General features: G+C 66.4%; 20 protein-coding genes. 9 read left to right on the top strand and 11 right to left on the bottom strand.

The window, feature by feature from the left end; all coding sequences use genetic code 11:
* Positions 1–33: 33 nt before the first annotated feature.
* Positions 34–1202 (bottom strand): IS3 family transposase gene (locus B146_RS0116420; protein WP_155897544.1). Its coding sequence is split into 2 segments (ribosomal slippage): positions 34–938 and positions 938–1202, totalling 1170 coding nucleotides; the frame shifts between segments, so codons are not numbered across the junction.
* A 568-nt stretch (positions 1203–1770) separates the two neighbouring features.
* Between B146_RS0116420 and B146_RS29105 the strand changes: the two genes are divergently transcribed.
* Positions 1771–3051 (top strand): PAN domain-containing protein, encoded by a 1281-nt coding sequence (locus B146_RS29105; RefSeq protein ID WP_155897542.1) that lies wholly within the window; start codon positions 1771–1773, stop codon positions 3049–3051.
* 109 nt (positions 3052–3160) lie between these two features.
* On the opposite strand, the gene B146_RS0116400 is transcribed toward B146_RS29105, so the two are convergent.
* Positions 3161–3799 (bottom strand): hypothetical protein, encoded by a 639-nt coding sequence (locus B146_RS0116400; protein WP_019997556.1) that lies wholly within the window; start codon positions 3797–3799, stop codon positions 3161–3163.
* Positions 3800–4214: 415 nt separating this feature from the next.
* Here B146_RS0116400 and B146_RS0116395 point away from each other — a divergent pair, with 415 nt between their 5' ends.
* On the top strand, positions 4215–5306 hold the full coding sequence (locus tag B146_RS0116395) for an AraC family transcriptional regulator (protein ID WP_019997555.1): 1092 nt from the start codon (positions 4215–4217) through the stop codon (positions 5304–5306).
* A gap of 282 nt (positions 5307–5588) precedes the next feature.
* Here B146_RS0116395 and B146_RS0116390 read toward each other — a convergent pair whose 3' ends face one another.
* From B146_RS0116390 to B146_RS0116360, 7 genes are all read right to left on the bottom strand, one after another.
* Entirely contained in the window at positions 5589–7862 is a 2274-nt protein-coding gene (locus tag B146_RS0116390) for a TonB-dependent receptor (protein ID WP_019997554.1), read from the bottom strand.
* A gap of 225 nt (positions 7863–8087) precedes the next feature.
* Positions 8088–8846, bottom strand: coding sequence for an iron ABC transporter ATP-binding protein (locus B146_RS0116385; protein ID WP_019997553.1), 759 nt, complete (start codon positions 8844–8846; stop codon positions 8088–8090).
* A complete protein-coding gene (locus tag B146_RS0116380) occupies positions 8843–9811 on the bottom strand; it encodes an iron chelate uptake ABC transporter family permease subunit (RefSeq protein WP_019997552.1) in 969 nt (322 codons plus the stop codon). Before B146_RS0116380 ends, B146_RS0116385 begins: the two co-directional genes overlap by 4 nt.
* On the bottom strand, positions 9804–10811 hold the full coding sequence (locus B146_RS0116375; RefSeq protein WP_019997551.1) for an ABC transporter permease: 1008 nt from the start codon (positions 10809–10811) through the stop codon (positions 9804–9806). Before B146_RS0116375 ends, B146_RS0116380 begins: the two co-directional genes overlap by 8 nt.
* A 4-nt stretch (positions 10812–10815) precedes the next feature.
* Entirely contained in the window at positions 10816–11742 is a 927-nt protein-coding gene (locus B146_RS0116370; RefSeq protein ID WP_019997550.1) for a siderophore ABC transporter substrate-binding protein, read from the bottom strand.
* Positions 11743–12212: 470 nt separating this feature from the next.
* The gene (locus tag B146_RS0116365) at positions 12213–13793 is read right to left on the bottom strand and encodes an alkaline phosphatase D family protein (protein ID WP_019997549.1); all 1581 of its coding nucleotides are present in this window, start codon (positions 13791–13793) and stop codon (positions 12213–12215) included.
* Positions 13794–14062: 269 nt separating this feature from the next.
* Positions 14063–14662 carry an IMPACT family protein gene (locus tag B146_RS0116360; RefSeq protein WP_019997548.1) on the bottom strand — a complete coding sequence of 200 codons (600 nt, stop codon included), beginning with the start codon at positions 14660–14662 and terminating at the stop codon, positions 14063–14065.
* 307 nt (positions 14663–14969) lie between these two features.
* Between B146_RS0116360 and B146_RS0116355 the strand changes: the two genes are divergently transcribed.
* On the top strand, positions 14970–16556 hold the full coding sequence (locus B146_RS0116355; RefSeq protein WP_019997547.1) for an FAD-dependent oxidoreductase: 1587 nt from the start codon (positions 14970–14972) through the stop codon (positions 16554–16556).
* Positions 16553–19255 (top strand): MGH1-like glycoside hydrolase domain-containing protein, encoded by a 2703-nt coding sequence (locus tag B146_RS0116350; protein ID WP_019997546.1) that lies wholly within the window; start codon positions 16553–16555, stop codon positions 19253–19255. The genes B146_RS0116355 and B146_RS0116350 overlap by 4 nt, the downstream gene beginning before the upstream one ends.
* Positions 19256–19270: 15 nt before the next feature.
* Here the strand turns inward: B146_RS0116350 and B146_RS0116345 are convergent, their stop codons facing one another.
* Positions 19271–19834, bottom strand: a complete 564-nt coding sequence (locus B146_RS0116345; protein ID WP_155897539.1) for a hypothetical protein — start codon at positions 19832–19834, stop codon at positions 19271–19273.
* A 412-nt stretch (positions 19835–20246) separates the two neighbouring features.
* Between B146_RS0116345 and B146_RS0116340 the strand changes: the two genes are divergently transcribed.
* From B146_RS0116340 to B146_RS0116325, 4 genes are all read left to right on the top strand, one after another.
* Entirely contained in the window at positions 20247–21167 is a 921-nt protein-coding gene (locus B146_RS0116340) for a LysR family transcriptional regulator (protein WP_019997544.1), read from the top strand.
* Between the two features lie 107 nt (positions 21168–21274).
* Positions 21275–22516, top strand: a complete 1242-nt coding sequence (gene puuE / locus B146_RS0116335; protein ID WP_244498228.1) for an allantoinase PuuE — start codon at positions 21275–21277, stop codon at positions 22514–22516.
* The gene (locus B146_RS0116330; protein WP_019997542.1) at positions 22513–23361 is read left to right on the top strand and encodes a bifunctional allantoicase/(S)-ureidoglycine aminohydrolase; all 849 of its coding nucleotides are present in this window, start codon (positions 22513–22515) and stop codon (positions 23359–23361) included. The genes puuE and B146_RS0116330 overlap by 4 nt, the downstream gene beginning before the upstream one ends.
* Positions 23358–23885 (top strand): ureidoglycolate lyase, encoded by a 528-nt coding sequence (locus tag B146_RS0116325; protein WP_019997541.1) that lies wholly within the window; start codon positions 23358–23360, stop codon positions 23883–23885. Before B146_RS0116330 ends, B146_RS0116325 begins: the two co-directional genes overlap by 4 nt.
* A 56-nt stretch (positions 23886–23941) precedes the next feature.
* Here B146_RS0116325 and B146_RS26395 read toward each other — a convergent pair whose 3' ends face one another.
* A complete protein-coding gene (locus tag B146_RS26395; RefSeq protein ID WP_019997540.1) occupies positions 23942–24622 on the bottom strand; it encodes an aspartate/glutamate racemase family protein in 681 nt (226 codons plus the stop codon).
* A gap of 308 nt (positions 24623–24930) precedes the next feature.
* On the opposite strand from B146_RS26395, the gene B146_RS0116315 reads away from it, so the two are divergent.
* Positions 24931–26445 carry an NCS1 family nucleobase:cation symporter-1 gene (locus B146_RS0116315; protein ID WP_019997539.1) on the top strand — a complete coding sequence of 505 codons (1515 nt, stop codon included), beginning with the start codon at positions 24931–24933 and terminating at the stop codon, positions 26443–26445.
* Positions 26446–26455 lie beyond the last annotated feature (10 nt).

Here is a 26455-nt window from a genome sequence, read left to right as displayed (position 1 = left end):
TGGCCTGCCCCCATTAGGTGGCCCGGTTCAATTCTAATGCATGGTAGGCTTGGCGACCACGGTTGAGGTGGCCGGCGAAGCGGGTTGGGGCAGCGCAGCCGGCCATGGCGCGGCGGCGGGTGCCGGTGGACGGTAGCCAAGCGAGGAATGCGGTCGCTTCGTGTTGTAGTGCTGGCGCCAGCCCTCGATGACGATCCGGGCCTCGGCGAGGCTGTAGAAGATCTCGCCGTTCAGAAGTTCGTCCCGGAGCTTGGAGTTGAAGCTTTCACAGTAGCCGTTCTCCCAAGGCGAGCCCGGTTCGATGAACGCAGTCCTGGCGCCGACCGCCGTGATCCAGTCGCGCACCGCCTTGGCGATGAACTCGGGACCGTTGTCGGAGCGAACGTGCCCCGGCACGCCGCGCACGATGAAGAGGTCCGACAACACGTCGATAACGTCGGTGGATTTCAGCTTGCGGTCGATCCGGATACACAGGCATTCGCGGGTGAACTCGTCGATCAGATTGAGCATGCGGAACTTGCGACCGTTGTGGGTTCGGCCCTCGACGAAGTCATAGGACCACACGTGGTTCGCCCGCTCTGGCCGAAGCCGAACGCACGAGCCGTCGTTCAGCCAAAGTCGCCCTCGCTTGGGCTGCCTGGCCGGCACCTTCAGACCTTCCTGCCGCCAGATCCGCTCGACACGCTTCACGTTGACCAGCCATCCGGCATCCCGCAGCAGGGCCGCGATCCGACGGTAGCCGTAGCGTCCATACTGTCTCGCCAACTCGATGATGTCGGCCGTCAGCGCCGCATCGTCAGCTCGTCCCTTCGGCGCCTTGCGCTGTGTTGATCGGTGCTGCCCCAGGACCCGGCACGCCAAACGCTCCTTTACGCCATGCTTCTTCATGACGTGTTCGATGCATTGGCGACGGCGGGCGGGGCTCACCAGTTTCCCGAGGCGGCCTCTTTCAGGATCAGCTTCTCCAGCGTCAGGTCGGACACGGCCTTACGCAACCGCTCGTTCTCCTTCTCGAGGTCCTTCAGACGCTTCACCTGGTCGGACTTCAGCCCACCGAACTCTTTCCGCCACCGGTAGTAGGTGAACGGCGTCACGCTGATCGTGCGGATCGCTTCCGCCACCGGGCGACCCTGCGAAAGCAGGACGTCAACCTGCCTCAGCTTGGCGACAATCTCTTCCGGCTTGTGCTTCTTCTGTCCCATTCTCATGTCCTCCAGCGGCTCAAAAGCCTACTTCAGGGAGGGCCACTTTTCAGGGGGCAGACCATTTTCGGCTGGTCCAACCTCCACATCGAGGCAGTCCCACAACGAAATCGTAAGCGTGATTGTGCTCGGCTCCTTAGCCATAGCGCCCTCCAACGATGATGGATTGAAACCAGATATTCACTGATGTCGGTGTATCACTTTTGGAGGTGAATTTGGCAAGGGGTTTGGGGATGGTCCGCGAAAAATCTATGGAGACGAGAAAGATCGTATCCATCACTGCCGACATGGCAGAAGCGATTTCGAATTTCAGATTTGAGAACCGGATTAGCTCTGAGTCTGAGGCGATAAGGCGCTTGATTGAAATGGGTTTGGCAGCTGCCAAGACGAAACCCGCATAGTAGCCAGGACGGGGCGCACTGTGAGGTGATGCATGCCTCAGACCTCACGCATTCGTGAAGCCGGTAACGTGCATAACCAGCGATCACGCAAATTCTACGATTGGCATTTATAACGTTCCCGAGAACACTACCTCCGATTGCTCGGACAGTGGTGGGGACGCGGACACATGGCCTGCCTTCGAAAATGCATTCTCGCTTTTGTTGCAGCCCTGTTTTCAACCCATGCTCTAGCCGGGATCAATCTCATTCCCGGTACGACGGATAGCGGTATTCGCTACATCGTTCTGAGTGGGGATTTCGTCGCGGGTGATGACGCGTCCGAGTTCCTTTCGAAAGCTCTTGAGCTAGATTCGAACGTGATCTCGTTCGATTCTCCAGGCGGCAACGTCGCCTCGGCAATGCGCTATGGAAAGGTAATACGGGCGCTTGGTCTTAAGACGATGCAGCCAAGGTCCCTGAACTGCGCTTCAGCCTGTGCTCTGGCATTCCTGGGCGGAACCGAGCGCTATGCGGAAACGGGATCGATTGGTGTTCACCGTGCTTCGTTCTCATCGGACACCGGCATAAGCTCAGAGGTTGCAGTTGCTGCGATCCAAGCCGGTACAGCAGACCTCATTGGCTACCTGTCTGATATGGGCGTTGACCCGAAGCTCCTACAGCTTAGCCTCTCGATTGACAGCTCTGATATGCGCTACCTCACCTCGTCCGAGATGCAGGAATATCGTGTCGTATCAATTGGGGGAGGGGCAGGCGAGTCATCCAAGACGACTGCATATGCTAGCCCTTCAGTCTCTCATACGAGCTTGCCCAGTCAGCTCAACCCAACACCAAGGGCCGATACGGACCTAGCGCCACAAGAGCAGGCGTCCCTTCAGCCTCAGCCTAGCCTTTCTCCTATCGACACTAACCGCCCTGCCAAACTGGCCCTTTATCGAGGGCTGGATTTCATCGGTCGGGATATCCGCTCGCTTTCGGTAGGCGATGCCCCAACATGTGCCATGGAATGCGCTGGGGAGCGGTCCTGTAAGGCTTTTACCTTCAACAGCGCCACTCCTATGGGTCGTGGACCTAATTGCTTTCTGAAGGACAGCAGGGGGCAGATGGATGGAAATTCCGTGGCCGTGTCCGGTCTCATGCTTGGACGAATGGAGCCGAACGCCGAAACCGTCACTTTCGGGATCATCGATCCTGCCCGTAACCTCTACAATGACACGGATGTCGTAGGTAACGACCTCTCAAAGAGGCCACACGCTAGCGCCAGGACGCCGTTCGATTGTCGGATAGCCTGCATCAATGAATCGCTCTGCGCGGCCTTCAGCTTCGTCCAGACAAAGAAGCAATGCTGGCTGAAGCGAGGGGTGGGACAAACCCGCATCAAGGCGGGTGTCATCAGTGGCGCGAAGACGGCTCAGACGTTCGAGCCTACCCATGTGGATCTAACGCAATGATGAAGCGATTCGCGTTGGAAACTGCGCGGAGGGTGGTCGGCAAACTTCGGTTCGGAATGCGATACACATGCGTTACAAGACGGTTAGAAAATCGTCTAACGTTCTGTTTTCACGGCATAAAATGATCATGTCGTAGAGTATAGAGCTCGCCGTCGCTCATCGTATAGAGTTCGCCCCCGCCGGATGGGCCGCGTCCGAGCTGATCGGCGCTCGGCGTGTCGTTGTAGACCAAGGCGGCGTCGTCTTCGATCGGCGCGCCGACCGTGCCTTCGCGCTGAAGGAGGGCCGCCGTCATCCTGGCGCCTGCCTCCGCATTCTCGGCGATCCTGATCTTCTGGTCGCCGAGCGCGGCGAACGTGATGTTGTAGGCCCGCCCGGGGCTGATCATCTTGACGCTTTCGACCTGCCGGGTTTGCTTGAACATCTTTTTGCTCGAAGCGGCACCCGGGTCCGTCATGACGAATGTGACACAGTAATATCTGCCCGCCAAAAGCAGGACGAGCGTGGTGACCACCACGGTGCCTCGCATTCCCGTGGTCCGATCGAGAACGAACAGAACCTTCGGATCGGTCAGCTTGGGCTTCAGGTCCCTCGCGCGACCTTTCTTCACCGCATTCGGAAGGGCGCCCTTGCTCGGGTCCCACCCTCCCTTCAGTTGGCTGAGCGAAGACAGTTCCTCGAGAACGATGGACTGCATCACGGGCGAGCGGAGCGAGACGACAATGGCGAAGTTGAAGCTGATCGACATCCTTGTTTCCTGTTCTGAGAGGCTGCGCCGCTCTCGGCTCGTCGCGCCAAGTCAGGTCGTCTCCTGAGCGGAACAGCAATCGATCCCGGCATGGGCATGCAACAGACCCGGCTTTCCGGGGCGAACGGGCCGGCCGACGACGAGAGGGGTCATGACCCGTCCCTTCGGGGCTGACGACGTCCCTGGTTCGGCGGGGTTCGCAGGCACGGTCCTCGTCCCGGAAAGCCTTGGTTGCCGCAGCGATCCTCGGGGCACGCCCGACTGTCAACGACGGAATGAAGACCGGTCAGATCGCATCTTCCATCCCCGAAGATTGGCATGAAATGTCCGGGCGTCCGCGTGTAATTTGGGCCGCTTCCCACGGTCCCCTCGTCGGAAGCGTCCTGTTCGCTCGCCGCTTGATCGGATTGCGCCCATGAGCCCCGCGTCTCTCCTCACGCTCGATCGCCGGCACCGCACCTCGATCCACAGCGGGTCCGCAGCCGAGCGGGTCGCCGCCTGGAAGGCTTTCCTGCGGGTCAGCGGACATGCCGAGATCGACCCGGCGATCGCCGACGGCTTCACGGCGGACGTGCGCACCTACACGCTGGGCGACGCGCTGACGTTCAAGATCGTGTCCGACACGTTCCGGCTTCTGCGCAGCAAGGAGGAGGCGGGACGGGTGGTGCGCGACCAGCTCTTCGTCAATTTCGTGGAGCGGGGCCGCATCATCGGCCGCCTGGCGAACCGGCGCATCGTCGCGGAGGCGGGCAGCGTCCTCGTTTCGCGGCTCGGCATGGTGATGGATCTGCGCTTCGAGGAGACGAGCTGGTACGGGTTCATCGTGCCGGTCTCCGAGATTTCCCGGCCAATGGGCCGCACGGCGTCGCTCGGTCCCAGAGTGTTCGAGCCGGGCAGCGCTTCGGCGGTGCTGCTGAGCTTCCACATCCGCTCGCTTCTCGAACTGCCGGACGTTCTGTCCGCCGCGCAGGCCAAGCGCATCGCGAGCGAAAGCGTGCGCTTCCTCCGGCCGCATCTGGGATGCGCGCCCGTCGACGACGCCCGTTCCCCGCCGGAGGACGAGGAGGAGCCGACGATCGCCATCAAGCGCTTCATCACCGAGCGCCTGTCCGACCCGGAGTTGCGGGGCGACATGATCTGCCGCGAGTTCGCGATCTCGCGCTCGACGCTCTATCGGCTTCTGCGGGGCACCGTGGGCCTGCCCTTGCGCCTCGATAATGCCGTGCAGTCCCCAAACGGCGTTTCCGCGCTGATCCGCCGTCTGCGCCTCCTTTGCGCCCACCGCGACATCGAGCGATCCGCCGCGCAGGACCCGGAGACCTTCGCCGCCATCGGGAAACGTTGGGGCATGCCGGAAGAGCGCACGTTCCGCCGCGCCTTCGCGGCCGAGTTCGGCTATCCACCCTCGCAAGCGCGGCGCCGGAAAGGGAGCGATGCGTCACAAGCCGCGCCGGTCAGGGCAGACGCCGCGCGCGAAATCGAGCGCTGGTTCGAAGCGTGGCACTGAGAGACCGTTGCACGATGGCGAGACTGGGTGGGGCGGCGGGGTGAGAGGGGAGGTCTCAAGCGTCTCAGGCGTGTCGGACGCTTCCGAGATCGCCCTAGGTGGACCCCTTCGGGCCGTGCGCCGCTTGCGCGTTCGCCCGATGCCCGTGCCAGCTCGCCGAGCGACGCGGCGTGGAGTGTCGTGATGCCGTTCCAGCCTGTCCCGGCTCGGTCGACGTGACCGAGCCGCGCCGCCGATGGCGAGCGGGACGCGCCCGCCCGCCCTCAGCCGCGCCGTTCTCGCTCAGAACTCGAACGAGGCCGAGACCAGCACCGTGCGCGGTGCGCCGGCGGCGAGGAAGCCGCGCGCGGAGGAGGCCCAGTAGTTCTCGTTGAAGACGTTCTCCACCTGCGCCTTCAGTTCCACCGGCTTGTCGTAGGGGCCGGTGAAGGCGTAGCGGGCGCCGAGATCGACGCGCGTCCAGCCATCGACGCGCTGCGTGTTGGCCTGATCGTAGCGCGTGCCGCTGCTGTAGACGACGCGGCCGGTGGCGGTGAGGCCTTGCGTGATCCAGGGCAGGTCGAGTTCGCCATAGAGGTTGAAGGCGGTTTTGGGCACGCCCGGCACGCTGTTGCCGTCGAAGCGCCCGCCCGCCGTGCGCGTCAGTTCCGCCTCAAGGAAGGTGACGCCGCCGAGCAGCCGCAGATGCTCGGTCACCTCGCCGAACATCGAAAGTTCCAGACCCCGGTTGGTCTGCAGCCCGTCCACCGAGAAGAGGCGCGTTGCGGGGTTGGTGAAACCGCTCGGCAGCTCGATCTCGAAGAGCGCGGAGGTGAAGCCGAAGGTCCCGAAATCGTATTTGACGCCGACTTCCTTCTGCTTGCTGACGATCGGCGCGAAGATTTCGTTGGCGTTCAGCGCGGTGGAGGGCGCGGTCGGCCCCTCGTTGAGCGCCTCGATATAATTGCCGTAGACCGAGAGCTGCTCGGTGACGCGCACCAGCGCGCCGACCGCCGGGCTGAGGCGCGAGTCCTCGTAGAAATAGTTCTGAGCGCCGACCGGGGCGGTAGGAATGCCCGGCCGCGTGTTGAAGCCGCGCGAGCGGATTTCCTGGTAGCGCCCGCCGAGCGTCAGCTGGAACCGATCGTCGCCGAAGGACAAGGTGTCGGACAGAGCGAGGCTGTTGGCGAGGATGTCGGCGAAGGGAATGAGATCGCTGGCGGTCGGCAGGCCCGCAAGGCTCGGCGGGTTGCCGACGAGGAAGGTCGGGTCGTAGATGTTCGTCGTGTAGGACGGAAAGCGCAGATTGCGCGGGTTGAACTCGCCGCGATGGTTCTCGTTGCGCGCTGATGACGCCGAGACGCTGATCTGGTGCCCGACCGGGCCGGTGTCGAAGGCCGAGCGCAGGCCGACCTCGCCCGAACGCCCTTCGATCTCCTGCGGGTTGAAGCCGAAGTCGATCTGCGCGTCGCCGGGGCGGGGGTTGCGGATGCGGCTGTCGCCGATCGTGTAGGACGAGGTGATGAAGTCCTCGCGATAGCGGCTGACGCCGCCGGCGGCGTAGATCGTCGTGTCGTCGGTGACGTCGAACTCCACGCGGCCTGCGGCCATGTTGTAGGTGGAATCGATGAACTCGAAGGAATTCGACGTGTTGACGCGCCCGCTCGGCGCGCGCGGAATGGCGATGCCGGGGGCAGCGGCGTTGAAGAGCGAGGTCGGCGCGTCGATCTTCTGGTCGGAATGGTTGAGGTCGATCGAGGCGCGGACCCGCTCGCCGCGATAATCGGCGCCGAGCGAGCCGACGGTGACTTCCGTCTCGTTGCGGTCGAGCGCGGTGTCGCCCGCGCGATAGGAGCCGTTGACCCGCACGCCCCATTCGCCGTTCGGCCCGTAGCGGCGGCCGATGTCGAATTGCGGCCAGAGCTGGCTGTCGGAGAGATAGGTCGTGGTGAGGCGGGTGATCGGCTGATCGGTCGCGCGCTTCGGCACGAGATTGATCGTGCCGCCGACGCGCCCGACGCCGCCGTTCAGCAGCGCCGAGGGTCCCTTGATGACCTCGACCCGCTCGATGCCTTCGAGGAAGGAGCGGCGCGGGTTGGCGAGATAGAAGAGCCCGTCATAGGCCGTGTCGAGATTGACCACCGAGAAGCCGCGAATGAAGAAACTGTCGCGCTCGCTGAAGGCCGGCGCGTCGTTGCGCACGGAGGGATCGTTGAGCACCACGTCGGCGATGGTGCGGGCCTGCTGGTCGCGGATCAGCTTCTCGGTGAAGCCGGTGACGCTGAAGGGCGTTTCCAGCGTGTCGCGATTGCCGAGCGCGCCGAGCCGCGCGCCGGTCGCGACCTGCCCGCCGGCATAGGGCGCGGGCGGCTGGCCGAGCGTGCCGGTGGCCGGCGGCTGGCCGGCGGCGCCCGAGCCCTCGACCACCACCGTGTCGAGCACGACACTGTTGGCGGGCGCCGCGTTGGCGCGGGCGCGCGAGCCATCCTGCGCTCCGGCCGGGGCCGCCGCCGCGATCGCCAGGAACGAGGCGCCCATCAGGACGAGACGGGAGCGGACGGGCGCGGGCGCAGGCATGGAGGTCTCCGAGACAGGCGGCTTGGGGCCGGGAAAGGATCGCATCCGGTGTAGCGACCACCCGTCCGACGCCTCAACGAAGAACGTTTCTAAAACATGAGAATCATGATCATGTTTTGCGGAAATGTCACAGCAAGTCACGTTCCCGTCAGCGCGTGTCTTGCGAAGAGCTTGGTGCGGAGGCGGGGTTTCATAGCCCAGCCCCTTTGCCCTTGGGGCAGGAGCCTATTCGTAGAACAGGCAGACGCGGCGCCCACTGACCGCGTGGACGGCGATGTCCATGTCGTAGATCGCGCGAAGCGCCTCCTCGCGGATGATCTCGTCCGGCGAGCCCTGACGGCAGACGCGACCCTCGCGCATGGCGACGAGATGGTCGGAATGCCAGGAGGCGAAGTTGATGTCGTGGAGCACGATCACGACGGTCTTGCCGAGCTCGTCGCAGGCCCTCCGCCACAGCCGCATCATGCTCGCGGCATGACGCATGTCGAGATTGTTCAAGGGCTCGTCGAGAAGAACGTAGTCGGTGTCCTGGCAGAGCGCCATGGCGACGAAGGCGCGCTGGCGCTGGCCACCGGACAGCTCGTCGAGGAAGCGACCGGCGAGATCCTCCAGCGAGAGATAGGCCAGCGCACGCTCCACATGCGCCTCGTCCTCTTTCGACGGACGGCCCTTCGAATGGGGATAGCGGCCGAAGGCGACGAGGTCGCGCACGGTGAGGCGGGCGGTGAGGTGGTTGTCCTGCCGCAGGATCGCGAGCCGGCGCGCGAGCACCGCACCGGGCGTCGCGGCGACGTCGAGGCCGCCGACATGGATCGACCCGGCATCGAGCCCGGCGAGCCGGGCGATCATCGACAGCAGCGTCGACTTGCCCGCCCCGTTCGGGCCGATGATCGAGGTGATGCCGCCCCGGGGGATGGCGAGCGTCACGTCGTCCACCACGAGGGAGCGGCCATAGCGCTTGCTGACGCCCTTCGCCTCGATCATCGCGCGGCCCCCCGCAGCACCAGGACGAGAAACACGAGCCCGCCGAGGAACTCAACGATGATGGACAGCGCCGTGTCGAAGCGGAACACGCGCTCCAGGATCGTCTGTCCGCCGACCAGCACCACCACGGCCAGAAGCGCGGCGGCGGGCAGGACGAAGCGATGGCGCGCGTCACCCACCAGCGCGCGGGCAAGGCTCGCGACGAGCAGGCCGAAGAAGGTGACGGGGCCGACGAGGGCGGTGGAGACCGCGACCAGCACCGACACCGATACGAGAACGGTCATGACCGTGCGATGATGGTCGAGCCCGAGGCTGATCGCATGGGAGCGGCCGAGCGCGAGCACGTCGAACCGATGGCCGATGCGCCAGAGCACCAGCGAGGCCGCGCCCGCCAGCGCCAGCGAGACGCCGAGAAGGCTCGTGTCGGCGCGCGAGAAGCTGGCGAAGAGCGTGTCCTGCAGGACCTGGAAACTGTTGGGGTCGAGCACGCGCTGCAGGAAGGTGGAGAGCGAGCGGAAGAGAATGCCGAGGACGATGCCGACAAGGACGAGCCGGTGCAGGCTCTCGGTTTCCCTCAAAAACAGCCAGCGGAAGAGGAGGAGCGAGAAGCCGGTCATCAGCACGACATTCGCGGCAAAGCGCGCGAGCGGATCGAGCGAGACGAGGGCGCCTTGCCCGAGCGCGAAGACGAGGCCCGTCTGGACGAGCACGTAGAGGGCGTCGAAGCCCATGATCGAGGGCGTCAGGATGCGGTTCTCGGTGACGGTCTGGAACAGGATCGTGGAGACGGCGACCGCGAAGGCGACGAGCGCCAGCGCCAGGAGGCGGCGGCCGCGCAGCGACAGGACGAGGCTCCAGCTTCCCCGCGCGCCGAGCGTCAGGAACAGAGCGGCGCAGGCGAGCGCCAGGAGGCCGAGCGCGAGGAGGACGAGGCGCGGCCGGTCGAGCGCGAGAGCCTCACGCATGGCGGTCGCGGCCCTTGAGGATCAGCGCGAGAAAGAGCGCGCTGCCGAGAACGCCGACCATCGTGCCGACGGGTATCTCGTAAGGGTAGCGCAGGAGGCGGCCGAGAAGGTCGCAGGCGAGCACGAAGAGCGCGCCGAGGACGGCGACCCAGGGCACGGTGAGGCGCATGTTGTCGCCGACGAGGAGGCTGACGACATTGGGCACGACGAGCCCGAGAAACGGAATGGCGCCGACCGAGACGAGCGTCACGGCGGCGATGGTGGAAACGAGCGCGAGACCCATCGCGAGGACGCTTTCATGCGACAGGCCGAGGCTGGTGGCGACGTCCCGCCCCATGCCGGCGAGCGTGAAGCGGTCGGCCAGGAGCATGGCGAGGATCGCCGCCCCGAGGCCGAGCCAGAGAAGCTCGTAGCGCCCGCGCAGGACGCCCGAGAAATCCCCCGTGGTCCAGGCGAGGAGCGAGGGCAGGAGGCCGAAGCGATAGGCGAGGAAGGTCGTGACCGCGCCGATCACGCCGCCAAGCATCAGGCCGACGAGGGGAACCAGCATGGCGTCGCGCAGCGGCACGGCGCGCAGGATACGCAGGAACAGCGCCGTCCCGGCGAAGGCGAAGAGCGCGGCGATCCCCATCTTGGCCATGACCGGCCAGGACGGGACCAGCAGCGTGGCCGTGAGGAAGCCGAGCGAGGCCGATTCCGTCGTGCCGGCCGTGGAGGGTTCCACGAAGCGGTTGCGCACGAGCGTCTGCATGAGAAGGCCCGCGACCGCGAGCGAGGCCCCGGCCAGAAGCAGGGCGAGCGTGCGGGGAAGGCGGCTGACGAGAAGGATCTGCAGCGCCTGTCGCTCCTCGCCGCCCGCCCAGAGCCGCTCCGGCGTCACCGCGCCGACGCCGACGAAAAGGCTGAGGACCGAGAGGATCGAGGTCAGCGCGAGAGCGAGGATCAGCGCGACGCGCCCGACGGGTGAGGCGCGCCCGCGCGGAAGGCCGGGTCGCGGCATCGGCTCAGGATGCGTCTTGCGCGCGCGCGATGATCTGGTCGAGCATCAGCATGAGGCCGGACACCCCGTGCATCGTGACATAGGCGGCGGCGGGGTCGAGATAGACGATGCGCTTCTCGCGCCAGAACCTGGTGCCCCGGATCAGCTCGTTGTCGAGCACCTGATGCGCGGTTCCGGCATTGCCGATGCCGGCGTCGCGGTCCACCACGAAGAGCCAGTCGGGATTGCGCTCCACGAGATATTCGAAGGACACGGCGTCACCGCCATGGTCGCGGCTGTCCGTCGCGCCCGACGCCGGGGGCACGCCGAGCGCTTCGAAGATCCAGGCCGTGCGCGAGCCCGGCCCGTAGACGCCGAGCCGCCCGCCATTGACCACCAGAACGAGGCCGGTGCCCTTGCCGGCGAGCGCCGCGCGCGCCTCGGCGATCCTGGCGTCCAGCGCGGCGACGAGTTCGCCCGCCTTGGCTTCGCGCGCGAAGATGCGACCATATTCGAGGAGATTGGCGCGCACGCCGCCCACGAGATCGGCATTGTCCACGGTCATGTCGATCGTCGGCGCGACCTGGGAAAGCGTCGGCAGGGCGGTGCGCGAGCGCGAGGCGACGATCACGAGATCGGGCGCTTCCGCCGCGATCGCCTCGACGTCCGGTTCCTGCAGCGAGCCGACGCGCGGCACGTCCGCGCCGATCCGGGAGCCGAGATAGGGCGGCGTCGCCGAGCCCGGCACGCCCGCGACGGGAACGCCGAGCGCGTCGAGATTGTCGAAGGCCGCCCAGTCCGTCACCACGACCTTGGCCGGCACGCCGGGCAGCACCGTCTGCCCTTGAGCGTGTCGAACGGTGATCGGCTCGGCGACGGCGACCGTTGCGAGGGCGGCGGTCGCGAGCACCAGCCCGGCACAGACGAGGGAGCGGAGGCGACGTCGGGTCATGGCGCGAACTCGAAACCGGGACAGAGGGTCGGGCCGTGGCTACAAATGCGGAGTGTGGTTGTCAAGTTTCAGGGCAAGGGCGCGGGCGCACCGCCTCCCGCGCGTTCCGGGGGCGACGCGTTCCATGAGGACCGCGAGGTCGGACACGCGTCGGCGTTGCGAAGGCCTCCCTGCGCTCCGTCAAAAGCGTGTCGTGCAAGCGGGCGAGCCGGAACGGGGGCAGGCGTCAGCGCAGGAGGATGGGGCGTTGCCGGCCGCATTCGTTGGCGCCTGATATGGGAGGGTGGTGGATGCCCTCCAACCAACTGACAGAACAGGACAATCCAGTAAGCGTGTAATTTACATTATGGAATTTGAAGGACGTTTCGTACCCGGAAATTGGCGGGTTGAAACGACCGAGCGGCCCGGCGAGACACACGCTCGCCGGGTCGCTTCGCCTCGGGATCGGCCGCCGATGGCGGCCCGAGCGGTCAGGCCTTCCTGGGCTGGAGGTCCGTCGACCAGAGGGCCGCGTCGGCGGTATCGCGCAGCGTCACGGTCATGACCTCGCTCGCCGCGTCGATCCTCACATGGCCGAAGAACTGAAGGCCGGCGGCGGGCGAGAGGTTCTGGCCCTGCTCCGCCGAGGGCGCCTTCACGTAGCGAAGCTCGGGGCCGAAGGTCATGTCGAGATCGTTCGGGCCGAACGTGCCGGAATGAAGCGGCCCCGAGACGAACTCCCAGAAGGGCTCGAAATCCTGGAAGGCCGCCTTCTCGGGATTGTAGTAGTGGGCGGCGGTGTAATGCACGTCGGCCGTCAGCCACACCGTGTTGGCGATCTTCTCGTCCTTGATGAACTTCAGGAGCGCGGCGAATTCCAGCTCGCGGCCGAGCGGCTGGCCATTGTCGCTGTTGGCGACCGCCTCGAAGCCTTGTCGGTTCTTGTAGTCGTCCCAGACCACGAGCGAGAGCGGCATGTCGGCGGCGATCACCTTCCAGGTCGCCCGGGAGGCCTTCAGCTCGCGCTTCAGCCAAGCGAGCTGGACCGGGCCGAGAAAGGCGCTGACGGGCCCTTCCTCGGCTTCCAGATTGGCGCCGTTCGGGCCGCGATAGGTGCGCATGTCCAGGAAGAAGACATCGAGCAGCGGACCATAGGCGACCTTGCGATAGACGCGCTGCGGCTCCTGCGGCGTGATCGCGATCGGCATCATCTCGTGAAAGGCGCGGGTGGCGTTCGCCGAGAGGGCATGGATCGACTTCTGCGTATAGGCGTCGCCGAGCACCTTCGAATCCGACCAGTTGTTGGTCACTTCATGGTCGTCCCACTGGGCGAGCATCGGCACTTCGGCGTTGAAGGCGCGCAGGTTCGCGTCCATCAGATTGTAGAGATACTGGCCGCGAAACTCCTCCAGCGTCTCCGCCACCTTGGACTTTGCCGGGGTGACGATGTTCCTCCACTTGGTGCCGTCGGGAAGGTCCACCTCCTCCTTGATCGGGCCATCGGCATAGACCGTGTCGCCGGAATGGAGGAAGAAGTCCGGCCGGTGCTTCAGCATGGTGGAATAGATGGTCATGCCGCCGCGGCTCTCGTCGATGCCCCAGCCCTGGCCGGCCGTGTCGCCGCTCCAGACGAAGGAAATGTCGCGCTTCCGCGTCGGCGCGGTGCGGAAATGGCCGATCATGGGCTCCGATACGGCGTTCACGTCGGACAGATCGGCGAAGACGGCGCGCCAGAAGATGTCCTGATCGGACGGCAGTCCCTTGGCGAGGATCTTCACCGCGCCGTCGGTCTCGGGCAGAGCGTCGAGGGCCGGCAGACGATGCGCGTCCTTGAAGCTTTCGGTGGTGGACCATTCGATGAAGCAGCGCGACAGACGGTCGGCCCGCGCCCACATCACGCCGCGATCGGCGCCGATATCGCCGGACTGGAGGCCGCTCGGCATCTGGGGGCGCGACGCCGCGCGCGAATAGCCGGGCAGCGCCAGACCGCCCGCCGCCAGCGTCAGGGCGCCGGTCGCGGCCGTGCCGAGAAAGCGGCGGCGCGACAGGTTGCTTTGGATCGTGATGGCCATGAGAGCCCCCTTCATCGAAACGATGGGGCTGGATTAGAACCGTTCGATGACACGAAGTTGAACCTGCCCTCATGGTTCGATGACGTTACGGAAAGCTCCGCGAGCCGCGGGCGGGTGTCGTCTCGCGCCGGTGACGAGGCCGGGGTCGGGCAATGCGGAAGCGCGGGGGCGCGGGGAGCCGAGCGGCGCCTGTGCGAAGACGGGCGGTCCGACCATCTCGCGGATTTTTCCCGAGACCGTCCGCTCCCTCCGGCGCCCGGACCCAGCCCTCAAGCGGGATCGACCCGAAGCTGGGCGCGGCCGTTCGTCAGATCGCTGACGAGGCGGGACATGGCCTCCAGGCGCTCCACCGGCACCGCGAGCGTCCAATCGGCGCCCGTCTCGCCGAAGCGCGTGTCGTGGATCTCGACGCCCTCCTGGGCGGCGAGCCGCGCCTGAAGGAGGGCGAGATCGGCGAAGACGCAGGTCAGGGTCGCCGGCACCCTTTCGCGCAGCGGCACCTTCTCCGCGCCGCGCAGGCAGAGCGCGGCGGTGCCGCCATAGGCGCGCACGAGACCGCCCGTGCCCAGGCGAATGCCGCCGAACCAGCGCGTCACCACCACCGCGACGCGGTCCATCCCCTGCCCGTCGATCGCGCCGAGGATCGGCTTGCCGGCCGTGCCGGTCGGCTCGCCGTCGTCCGAAAAGCGATAGGCCTGCCCGATCCGCCATGCCCAGCAATTGTGATGGGCGCCCGGATCGCCTTGGCCCGCGACGAAGGCCTGGGCCGCCTCCGGGTCCGACACGGCGCCGGCCACGGCCAGGAACCGGCTTTTCTTGATGTCCTGCTCGGCGCGCGAGGTGCCCGCCAGCGTGTGGAATGTGCTCATCGATCGCCATGGAGGCTGGAATCCGTCGAGACCGTGGACTGTAGCGAAGCGCGGCAAGGCCGCCAATCGGGCCGCGCGACGAAAGGCGGGACCGACCCCCTGCCCCGCCCTTCGGGCTGGCCGGACCGGCTCGCAAGGGAACGGGAGGCCCGTCTCGAGGCGGTCGGGACTCTCGCCGCCGCCGCCTGAGGGTGATGCGCGCGCCGGAGAGCGGCCGCCGGCACTTTTTCGCCGCGCGCCCCTTGGAACGATCCCTCGGCGGCTAATCTTCCGCGCCAGGACGGACGCTGCAAGGACTGGAAGACCCATGCTGGAAGACCGCTACGATGTGGTGATCGTGGGCTCCGGCCCCGGCGGCGCGACGATGGCCTGGCGGCTGGCGCAGACCGGCAAGCGCGTGCTTCTGGTGGAGCGCGGCGACTATCTGAAGCGCGAGCGCGAGAACTGGAGCACCGAGGCCGTCTTCGCGAAGGGGCGCTATCAGGTCGACGAGACCTGGACCTCGGCGTCCGGCGACACGTTCAAGCCGGGCCTTCACTACTTCGTCGGCGGCAATTCCAAGGTCTATGGCGCGGCGCTGTTTCGGCTGCGGCTGGAGGATTTCGGCGCGGTGCGCCATCCGGACGGGATCGCGCCGGAATGGCCGGTCAAATACGACGTGTTCGAGCCCTATTATCAGGCCGCCGAGGAGCTGTTCCAGGTGCGCGGTCGGCGCGGCGAGGACCCGACCGAGCCCCCCGCGCCTAAGCCCTACGCGCACGAGCCGATCCGCCACGAGCCGCGCATCGCGGAACTTGCGGATGGCCTCACGCGCGAGGGCCTCCACCCGTTCCACCTGCCGATCGGCGGCCTGATCGACCAGGACGAGACCGGCGCGGCCAAGCCTCATTCGAAGCTCCTGCGCTGCGACCCGTTCGACGGTTATCCGAGCCTCACCAACGGCAAGGCCGACGCGCAGGTCATCTGCGTCGACCCCGCGCTCGAAGCCCATCCGAACCTCACGCTCCTGAAGAACGCGTATGTGGACCGTCTCCTGACGGACGCGTCCGGGCGCTCGATCGCGGGGCTGGAGACCGTGATCGAAGGGCGGCGGCACACGATCCGGGGCGATATCGTGGTGGTCGCCTGCGGCGCGCTCTCCTCCGCGCTCCTGTTCCTGCGCTCGGCGAACGAGCAGCACCCGGACGGGCTCGCCAATTCCTCGGGGCAGGTCGGGCGCAACTACATGCGCCACAACAACGCCACGGTGCTCGCCATCTCGCGCACGCCGAACCCGACCGAGTTCCAGAAGACGCTGGGCGTGAACGATTTCTACCATTCCCACGCCAGGTCGCCGGCCAATCCGTTCGAGTTTCCGCTCGGCCATATCCAGATGGTCGGCAAGTCCGACGGCACGCAGATCGAGGCGGAGGGCCTGCCCGCCTTCCTGCAATGGCTGCCCGAACAGCCCTTCGACTGGATCGCGAAACACTCGATCGACTTCTGGCTGACCTCGGAAGACCTGCCGATCCCCGAAAACCGCATCTATTACCGGAACGGTCAGGTGCATCTCGATCTGACGCAGACCAACATGGAAGCGCACGGGCACCTGCGCGAGATGCTTCGGCAGATCTGCGGCAAGGTGGACATCCACCCGCATCTCATGGACCGCAAGCTGTATCTCGGCAAGAACACGCCGATCGGCGGCACGGCGCATCAGGCCGGCACGCTGCGCTTCGGCGAGGACGCGACGCAAAACGTCCTCGATCTCGACTGCCGCGCGCACGGGATCGACAATCTCTATGTCACCGATGCCAGCTTCTTTCCCTCGATCGGCGCGGTGAACCCGACGCTCACGATCATCGCGAACGCGCTGCGCGTCGCCGACCACATCGCCGGGCGGCTCGGCGCATGAACGCGTCGGCCGAGCCCGCGCCGATCTTCGACACGGTGGAAGGCCGGCGCCTGCGCGAGGCGGAGTGCGCCGGCTGGCGGCGCTGGGGGCCGTATCTCGCCGAGCGCCAATGGGGCACGGTGCGCGAGGATTACAGCGCCGACGGCGACGCCTGGGCCTCGTTTCCGCACGACCACGCCCGCTCGCGCGCCTATCGCTGGGGCGAGGACGGGATCGCGGGCTTTTCCGACGAGCGCCAGCGCTGGTGCCTGTCGCTCGCGCTCTGGAACGGGGCGGACCCGATCCTGAAAGAACGGCTCTTCGGCCTCACCAATGCGGAAGGCAACCATGGCGAGGACGTGAAGGAGCTCTGGTGGCATCTCGACGCGACGCCCACCCATTCCTTCCAGCGCATGCTCTACCGCTACCCCCAGGCGGCCTTTCCCTACGAGGCGCTGGTCGCCGAGAACGCGCGGCGACGGGGCACGGATCAGCCGGAATACGAGCTGTCCGACACCGGCGTCCTCGACGGCAACCGCGTCTTCGACGTCGAGATCACCTATGCCAAGGCGGGGCCGGACGAGATCCTGATGCGGGTCGTCGCCCATAATCGCGGACCGGACGACGCGACGCTCCACATCCTGCCGCAGCTCGTCGCGCGCAATATCTGGAGCTGGACGGGCGATGCGGCCGGGAAGCCCCATCTCGCATCAGAGGGGGCCGGCGTGCGCGCCACCCATCCGAGCCTCCCGCCGCTGCGCTTCGAGGCGCTGGGGGAGGCGCGCTGGCTCTTCTGCGAGAACGAGACCAACGCGCGCCGCCTCTACGGCAGCGGGCCGGAGGGCGCGTTCAAGGACGCGATCAACGATCATGTCGTCGGCGGCTCCACCTCGCCGCTGCCGAACGCCGGCACGAAATGCGCGGCGCATTCGGCCCACCGCATCGGCGGGGGCGAGCGCGTCACCTTGCGCTTTCGCTTGGGGCCGGACGGGGCCGCGCCGATCGATGCGAGCGGTTTCGACGCCGTGATGAAAGCGCGCGAGGGCGAGGCCGACGCCTTCTATGCCGCGCTTCAGGAGGGGATCGCCGAGCCCGACGCGCGGCTCGTGCAGCGCCGGGCGCTGGCGGGGCTTCTCTGGTCCAAGCAGTTCTACCGCTACGATGTGAAGCGCTGGCTGGACGGCGACCCGGCCGAGCCCCCTCCCCCGGCCGCCCGCCGGCACGGGCGCAACAGCGACTGGACGCATCTCGACAATGCCGAGGTGATCCTGATGCCGGACACCTGGGAATATCCCTGGTACGCCTCCTGGGACCTCGCCTTCCACGCCATGACAGTGGCGATGATCGACCCCGCCTTCGCCAAGGCGCAGCTCCTGCTTCTGACGCGCGAATGGTACATGCATCCGAGCGGGCAGTTTCCTGCCTATGAATGGGCCTTCGGGGACGCCAATCCGCCGATCCAGGCCTTCGCGGCCCTGCGGGTCTATCGCATGGACGCCGCGCTCACCGGCCGCGCCGACCGCGCCTTTCTGGAGCGCGTCTTCCACAAGCTGATGATCAACTTCACCTGGTGGGTGAACCGCAAGGACGCCTCGGGTCGCAATCTCTTCCAGGGCGGGTTTCTCGGCCTCGACAATATCGGCGTCTTCGATCGTTCCGCGCCGGTCCCGGGCGGGGGCACGATCGAGCAGGCGGACGGCACGGCCTGGATGGCCCTCTATGCGCTGAACCTCATGCGCATGGCGCTGGAGCTTGCCGAGGAGAACCCCGTCTATGACGACGTCGCCTCGAAATTCTTCGAACATTTCCTCCTGATCGCCTCGGCCATGACCCATGTCGGCGGCACGGAGGCCGACAAGGACACGCGCGAGGACGGCGGGCGCGGCCTCTGGGACGAGACGGACGGCTTCTTCTACGACGCGCTGATCCTGCCGGACGGAACCGAGACGACGCTGCGCGTGCGCTCGCTGGTCGGGCTCATTCCGCTCTGCGCGGTGGAGGTTCTCGACGCCGATCTCGCCGCGCGGCATCCGGCCTTCGCCGAGCGGCTCGGCTGGATGCTGCGCCATCGCCCGGACCTCACGGGCCAGGTCTCGCGCTATGGCGAAGCCGGGCAGGACGGGCGCCTTCTTCTCTCGCTGCTCCGCCGCCAGCGCATGACGGCGCTGCTCCGCCGGATGCTGGACGAGGGCGAGTTCCTCTCCCCCTTCGGCCTGCGCTCCCTGTCCAAGGCCCATGCGGACGCGCCTTTCGCGCTGGAGCGCGACGGGCATCGCTTCGAGGTGCATTACGAGCCCGGCACCTCGGCGAGCGGCATTTTCGGGGGCAACAGCAATTGGCGCGGGCCGGTCTGGATGCCGCTCAACGTCATGATCGTGGAAGCGCTTCTGGAGTTCGAGCGCTTCTATGGCGCGGATTTCGAAGTGGAATGCCCGACCGGCTCAGGGGTCAAAGCGACGCTCTGCGACATCGCGAGCGAGCTGAGCCGCCGCCTCTGCGCCCTGTTCCTGAGGGACGCCGAGGGTCGCCGCCCGGCGCTCGGAGAGGCGCCGGCCCGTGCGGGCGACGGCGACCTCATCGCCTTCAACGAGTTCTTCCACGGCGAAACGGGCCTCGGCCTCGGCGCCTCGCACCAGACCGGCTGGACCGCGCTCGTCGCCCTCCTCCTCCAGCCCCGCCGCACCGTGCGCGGGCAGAAGCTGGCGGTGGACACGCGGTGAAAGCAATAAGGCCGTTCAGTAGATTCCCATCCGATCGGGATCGAATGTATACGCGGCCAGAAGAAGCTTCAGATATTGGGTTTGCCGGGCGAAGACCGGATTGGGCTGAACCATTTGGTCCGGATTTAGGAAACTGTTGGGATAATCCGGCATCCCGTCGATTATATTGAATGCGATCGCCTCTTCAAGATTATCATACATCTCGGACCCGGCATTGATCGTCGATGATTTCCGGCGCAAAGGCGTAAAGAGCGAGGCGAACCCGCCCTTCGAACTCGACGGCGGCGTTTGGGGCAAGGAACTGGCGAGAGGAATCGATGCCATTATCGATTCCCTCTTCTTCAGATTGATTTCAGTGATGAAGGATTTGCTTTCGAGTTCTTTCGGGATCTGGTCATTGATGAACCACTGCTCGATCAGCTCGGCCTGCCGACGCTCCCCGGATTCCCTGAAACTGCGCAACATCAGCCAGGCGATCGGTTCGTTCTGCGCGTAAACCACTGTTGCGCTACAGAAGAGATTGTGCCGTCTTTTCCTCGTGTTCGTCTTCGAAATCAAGGTATTGTTGATTTCCGACATACCTGTTGCCACCTGAAAGCTAAATTAAAACAAGAAAAAAACGGTACGTCTCGCGCCCCCGTCGGCGTCAGGAAGGTAGGGGCGAGCGCCTGTTCCTGTCGATAGCTTGGCGTGATCTTGGGACGTTTCGTCGAAAGGATGGGACGATCTTGGGGACGCGATCGACCTCGCGTCGATCCGGTTGCGAGCAGCGGCGGGTTCGGGGCCGCGAGGGCTTGCTGCGTTCGTCGCGCCGGCAAGGCGGTGTCCTGCGATATCTGCTCTGGCAGGACAGCGAAGCGGCGCGGTCGATCTCGCCCCCGAAGCCTCACTCACGAGACCTCGTTTTGCGCTTGGCCGGCGAAGCCTGTTTCCTCGGGGTGAGGAACCCGGCACAAGCTGCACCGTCCGATCGAAGTCCCCAGGGAGGCGCATGTTCAGTTTCGACGACGCAAAGGTCTTCGTGCGGGTCATCGAGCTCGGCTCGATCTCGTCGGGCGGGCGCGATCTCCTCATCTCGCCGGCGGTCGCCTCGCACCGCATCCGCGAGCTGGAGAAGCACCTGGGCGTGCGCCTTCTCAACCGGACCACGCGCCGCGTGACGCCGACCGAGCACGGCCGCATCTTCTACGCCGACGCCAAGCGCGTTCTGGAAGCCGTCGCCGAGGCGGAGGCCAATGTCGCCGCCCTTTCGGAAAGCCCGCGCGGGACGATCCACGTCACCGCGCCGCTCGGCTTCGGGCGGCGCTTCATCGCCTCGGGCATTCCCGACTTCCGCGCCCTCTACCCCGATATCGAGGTGCGGCTGCGCCTGTCCGACCATCACGTCGACATGCTGAAGGAGGGGATCGACCTCGCCTTCCGGCTGGGGCTGCTGGAGGATTCCAGCCTGAAGATGCGCAGCATCCTCGAATGCGAGCGCGTCTTCGTCGCCTCGCCCGCCTATCTGGAGCGCCACGGCGTTCCGCGCGCGCCCGCCGATCTCGTGTCGCAGTCGCATCAATGCCTGCTCCTGCGATTTCCCGGCTCGCCGGAACTCCACTGGACCCTGCGCGGGCCGAACGGGCCGGAGCGGATCGACGCGGCCGGGCCGTTCGATTCCGACGATGGCGACGTCCTGACCGACTGGGCGCTGATGGGCCACGGCATCGCGATGAAGCCGCGCTTCGAGGTCGAGCCGATGATCCGCTCCGGGCAGCTGGTGCCGATCCTCGCCGAGTTTCCGCCGCTGCCCGTGCAGCTCGCGGCGGTTTATCCGCACCGCAAGTTCCAGGACCCCAAGCTGCGCCTCTTCCTCGACTTCATGAGCGAGCGGTGCCAGCGCCTGATCCGCGCCATCTGGGCCGGACCCTGAGCGCCTAACCCGTGCTTTGTGCGCAAGTCCTTCAAAGCGGCGCCGGGTAATCGCCCCCGCGCTTTCGTCCTACGCTCACCGACCGGAGACGTCGGGGAGGACGGGATATGGGTGCAGCACCGCGATATGTGCGCGATATGCGCGGCTATGGGGAGAACCCGCCGAACGCCAACTGGCCGGGCGGGGCCAACATCGCCGTGTCCTTCGTCGTCAATTACGAGGAAGGCGGCGAGAACAGCATTCTCCATGGCGATGCCGCCTCGGAAGCCTTCCTGTCCGAGATCGTCGGCGCCGCGCCCTGGCCGGGCAAGCGCCACTGGAACATGGAATCCATCTACGAATATGGCGCGCGGGTCGGCTTCTGGCGCCTCCATCGCCTGTTCACCCGCGCCGAGGTGCCGATCACCGTCTATGGCGTGGCGACGGCGCTCGCCCGCTCGCCCGAGCAGGTCGCCGCCATGCGGCGCGCCGACTGGGAGATCGCCTCGCACGGGCTGCGCTGGATCGACTATCGCGACCACGCGGAAGCCGACGAGCGCGCCGATCTCGCCGAGGCGATCCGCCTTCACCGCGAGGTCGTCGGCGAGCGCCCGACCGGGCTCTATCTCGGCCGCACCTCGGTCCATTCCGTGAAGCTCGCGGCGGAGGACAAGGGCTTCACCTGGATCTCCGACACCTATGACGACGAGCTGCCCTATTGGCTCGACCATGACGGGCACGGCCGCCCGATCGATCCGCAGCTCGTGCTGCCCTATACGCTGGACGCGAACGACATGCGCTTCGCGACGCCCCAGGGCTTCAACTCGGGCGACCAGTTCTTCTCCTATCTGAAGGACGCCTTCGACGTTCAATATGCCGAAGGCGAGGAGGGCCGGCCCTCCATGATGACGATCGGTCTTCATTGCCGCCTGATCGGACGCCCCGGCCGCTTCGCCGCGCTGAAGCGCTTCGTGGATTACGTCAAAAGCCACGACAAGGTCTGGCTGGCCCGCCGGATCGACATCGCCGAGCATTGGCGGACCGTTCATCCCTACCGAGCACCGGCGCTCCGCCCCTCGCGCCTGTCGCGCGAAGACTTCACGCGCGAGTTCGGCGCGTTGTTCGGCGCCTCGCCCACCGTCGCGGCGCGCACCTGCGAGTTGGAACTCGGCCCCGCCCATGACAGCGCCGAGGGTCTGCACAACGCGATGGTGCGCGCCTTCCGCTCCATGAGCCCGGAGCAGCGCCGCGATGTGCTCGGCTCCTTCGAGACCGTGTCGGCGGACGGAGACGACGCGGCCCTCGAGCGCGCTTGCGGGGAAGTCGAGCGGATCGTGCGGAAGCGCATTGAGGAGAAGTTCGGAGCATGAGCCAGCCCCCCAAGACCCGGTCCTATTACGCGCCGAAGGGCGGCCTGCCGCCGCAGACGCAGCTTCTCACCGACCGCGCGGTGTTCACGGAGAGTTACGCCGTCATCCCCAAGGGCACGATGAGCGACATCGTGACGAGCTTCCTGCCGCATTGGGAGAAGACGCGGCTCTGGGTTCTGGCGCGGCCCCTGTCGGGTTTCGCCGAGACCTTCTCGCAATATATCATGGAGGTGCAGCCGGGCGGCGGGTCGCAGCACCCCGAAAGCGACGAGGAAGCCGAAGGCGTCCTCTTCGTGGTGGAGGGCGAGGTGAGCGTCACGCTGGACGGCGCGGCGCACCGGCTGACGCCCGGCGGCTATGCCTATCTGCCGGCGGGCAGCGGCTGGACGCTGCGCAACGAGACGCAAGGCGCCGCGCGCTTTCATTGGGTGCGCAAGGCCTACGAGCCGGTGCCGGGCCTCGACAAGCCCGACCCGCTCTTCCTCAACGAAAACGACATCGCGCCGAGCCCGATGCCGGACACCGAGGGCGCCTGGGCGACGACGCGCTTCGTCGATCCGAACGATCTGCGCCACGACATGCATGTCACCATCGTCACGCTGCAGCCGGGCGGGGTCATCCCCTTTGCCGAAACGCATGTGATGGAGCACGGGCTCTACGTGCTGGAAGGCAAGGCGGTCTATCACCTGAACCAGGATTGGGTGGAGGTGGAAGCCGGCGACTTCATGTGGTTGCGCGCCTTCTGTCCGCAGGCCTGCTATGCGGGCGGCCCCGGCCCGTTCCGCTATCTTCTCTACAAGGACGTGAACCGCCACGCGGCGCTCAAGCCGGGCGCCCGGCGATGAGCCGGGAGATCGTCGCCCACCCGCTGACCCGCGCCGCCTTCGCCCCGTTCGGCGAGGTCCTGGACACCGATTGGGCGCATCACTACCCGATCAATAGGGGGCGCTGCGAGCGCTTCCACGAGCTTGCCCGCGTCGAAACGTCGGGTGAAGAAGGGGGCGAGGACGGGCGCGCCATCCTCTCGATCTTCCGGGGCACGCCCTACGCGTTGCCGCTGCGGCTCGATCTCGTGGAGCGCCATCCGCTCGGCAGCCAGGCCTTCATGCCGCTGGATGCGCGGCCCTTTCTCGTCATCGTCTGCCCGGACGAGGGAGGCCGGCCGGGCGAGCCGCAGGCCTTCCTCACCGCGCCCGGCCAGGGCGTGAACTATCGCCGCAATGTCTGGCACGGCGTTCTGACGCCGATCAGCGGGCCGCAGGATTTCCTCGTGGTGGATCGCGGCGGCGCCGGCGTCAATCTGGAGGAGTTTCCCCTTCCCGAGCCCTGGACGATCCGCCTGCCCCCGACCGCGAGCCGGGCGGCATGATGCGCGCGGCGGCTTCCCTTTGTTCGATCGCGCGGGAAGCCGCCGGCGAGTCGCGCCTAGCCCCGGCGCGGTGCGAGGCCGAACTGGGTGAGGGCGCAGGCCTGCGAGACGACGCAGGCGAGGGAATCCAGAAGCGTGACCGGCGCGCGCGGGGCGAGCTTTTCGGCAAATCCGACGAGACCCGCGCCGCCGAGGATCACCACGTCCGCGCCGGCCGCATGGGCCTGGCGGACCTCTTCGAGAACGACGTTTTCCGCCCCTTCCGGGTCGGCCGCGATCATGTCTCCGGTGAGTTCCAGCGTGCGCACGCCGGCAAAGCGGGAGGCAAGGCCGATCCGCTCCACGAAGGTCTCCAGCATCGGGCCCCAGGCGCGCCCGCCGGTGACGATGGCGAAGCGCTGGCCGAGCTGGGCCGCGACGTGGCAGGAGGCATCGGCCATGCCGAGCACGGGGACGGAAAGGATTTCACGCGCTTCGAAGAGGCCGGGATCGCCGAAGCAGGAGATCATGACGGCGTCGGGCGTGTCGCCGGCGGCGAAGCGCTCGGCCATGCCGGCGACGATCTCGCCCGCGCGCGCGGCGGCTTCCGGCGTCGAGATATAGGGCGCGCCTTCGGGCGCCGTGTGGCCCTCGATCGTGACGCCCGCCGGGGCGAGCGCCTGCGCCATGCGCACCATTCGATCGGTCATCGCCTGCGTCGTGTTGGCGTTGACGAGCGCGATCCGAAATTCCCTCATGGCGTCCTCCCCTCGTGTTGGATGTATTTCGATAATACTCATTGCAAACGGAAGTCAAACGAAATATAGTATAAATCGTTTCCAGAAAAATACTTCAGTCAATCGCATGAAGGCGAAGCGTCTATTGCCGAGGTGGTGTTGGACATCGTCGAAACCGACAAAGGAAAACAACCGAGCGTCCCGCATCCGCTGGAGGACGCTCACCGGCGGTCACGGCTCGCGCCGGCGTAGAGGTTCGAAAGCTCGAACCCTCACGCCAGGGCGACGGGACGGCCGGCTCTTCAGGCAAAACGGGAGGTAAGCCTGTGATGAACGAAACCATCTACGAGATCGACGGGGATCGCAGCCTCGTCGGCGCTCTCGAAAACCGCATGCCGCCGGGGGTCTCCCCCACGCTCTACAACGCCGATCTCGCGCCGACGAAACGGGTCGGGAGGACCTGGAACACCTACAATATCTTCGCGCTCTGGGCGAACGACACCCATAGTCTGGGCAATTACGCCTTCGCCATCGGCCTCTTCGCGCTCGGGCTCGGCGCGTGGCAGATCCTGCTCGTCATGCTGCTCGGCAGCGTCTTCCTGTTCCTGCTCCTCAACCTGTCGGGCTATATGGGCCTGAAGACGGGCGTACCCTTCCCGGTGATGAGCCGCATCAGCTTCGGCGTGCGCGGGGCGCAGATTCCCTCGCTGATCCGTGGCGGCGTCGCGATCGTCTGGTTCGGCATCCAGACCTATCTCGCCTCCATGGTGCTCGACGTTCTCCTGATCGCGCTCGCCCCCGGCCTCGCGCCGCTGGCCGACCAGATGGTGCTCGGCCTTTCCGTGCTCGGCTGGATCAGCTTCTCCATCCTCTGGGTCGTTCAGGTCGTCATCGCCTGCTACGGCATGGAAAGCATCCGCCGCTACGAGGCCTTCGCCGGGCCGGTGATCCTCTTCACCTTCCTGGCGCTCGCGGCCTGGGTGCTCTACCGCTCGGGCGGCCAATTGCAGCTGACCCCGCCCAACGCCGTCACCGGCGGCACGATGTGGCTGCAGATTCTGGGCGGCGCCTCGCTCTGGGTCGCGATCTACGGAACCTTCGTCCTCAACTTCTGCGACTTCACGCGCGGCGCGACCTCGCGTCGGGCGATCTCGGTCGGCAATTTCTGGGGCATCCCGATCAACATGCTCTTCTTCGGCGTGATGGTGGTGATCCTCGCCGGCGGCCAGCTGTCGATCGACGGGCGCCTGATCCAGAGCCCGACCGACATCGTGCAGAGCATTCCGAACACCCTGTTCCTCGTCCTGGCGAGCCTGTCGCTCTTGATCCTGACGATCGCCGTCAATCTCATGGCGAATTTCGTCGCGCCGGCCTTCGCGCTCGCCAATCTCATGCCGAAATACCTGAGCTTCCGCCGCGCGGTCGTGGTGAGCGGCGTCATCGGCTTCGTGATCCTGCCCTGGAACCTCTACAATTCGCCGATCGTCATCCTCTACTTCCTCGGCGGCCTCGGCGCCCTGCTCGGCCCCCTGTTCGGCATCGTGATGGCCGACTACTGGCTGATCCGCCGCCAGCGCATCGACGTGCCCGCCCTCTACTCGGCGGACCCGAACGGCCCCTATTTCTACCGTAACGGCGTGAACCCCAAGGCCATTCAGGCGCTGGTTCCCTCCGCCATCATCTCGCTCCTCTTCGCCTTCCTGCCGGCGCTGGCACCGCTGTCGCACTTCTCCTGGTTCATCGCGGCCGGGCTCGGCGCCCTCTTCTACTATGCGATCGCCCCGAAGAACGGGAGCTATGTGGATCAGGACGGCGAGGCCATCGCGGTGGCGGTCCGCCACTGAACCCGGGCGG

The sequence above is a fragment of the Aureimonas ureilytica DSM 18598 = NBRC 106430 genome, from assembly GCF_000382705.1.
Taxonomy (GTDB): Bacteria; Pseudomonadota; Alphaproteobacteria; order Rhizobiales; family Rhizobiaceae; genus Aureimonas; species Aureimonas ureilytica.
Note: the sequence above shows the minus strand (reverse complement) of the source record. Positions and strands in the feature narration are given on the sequence as shown.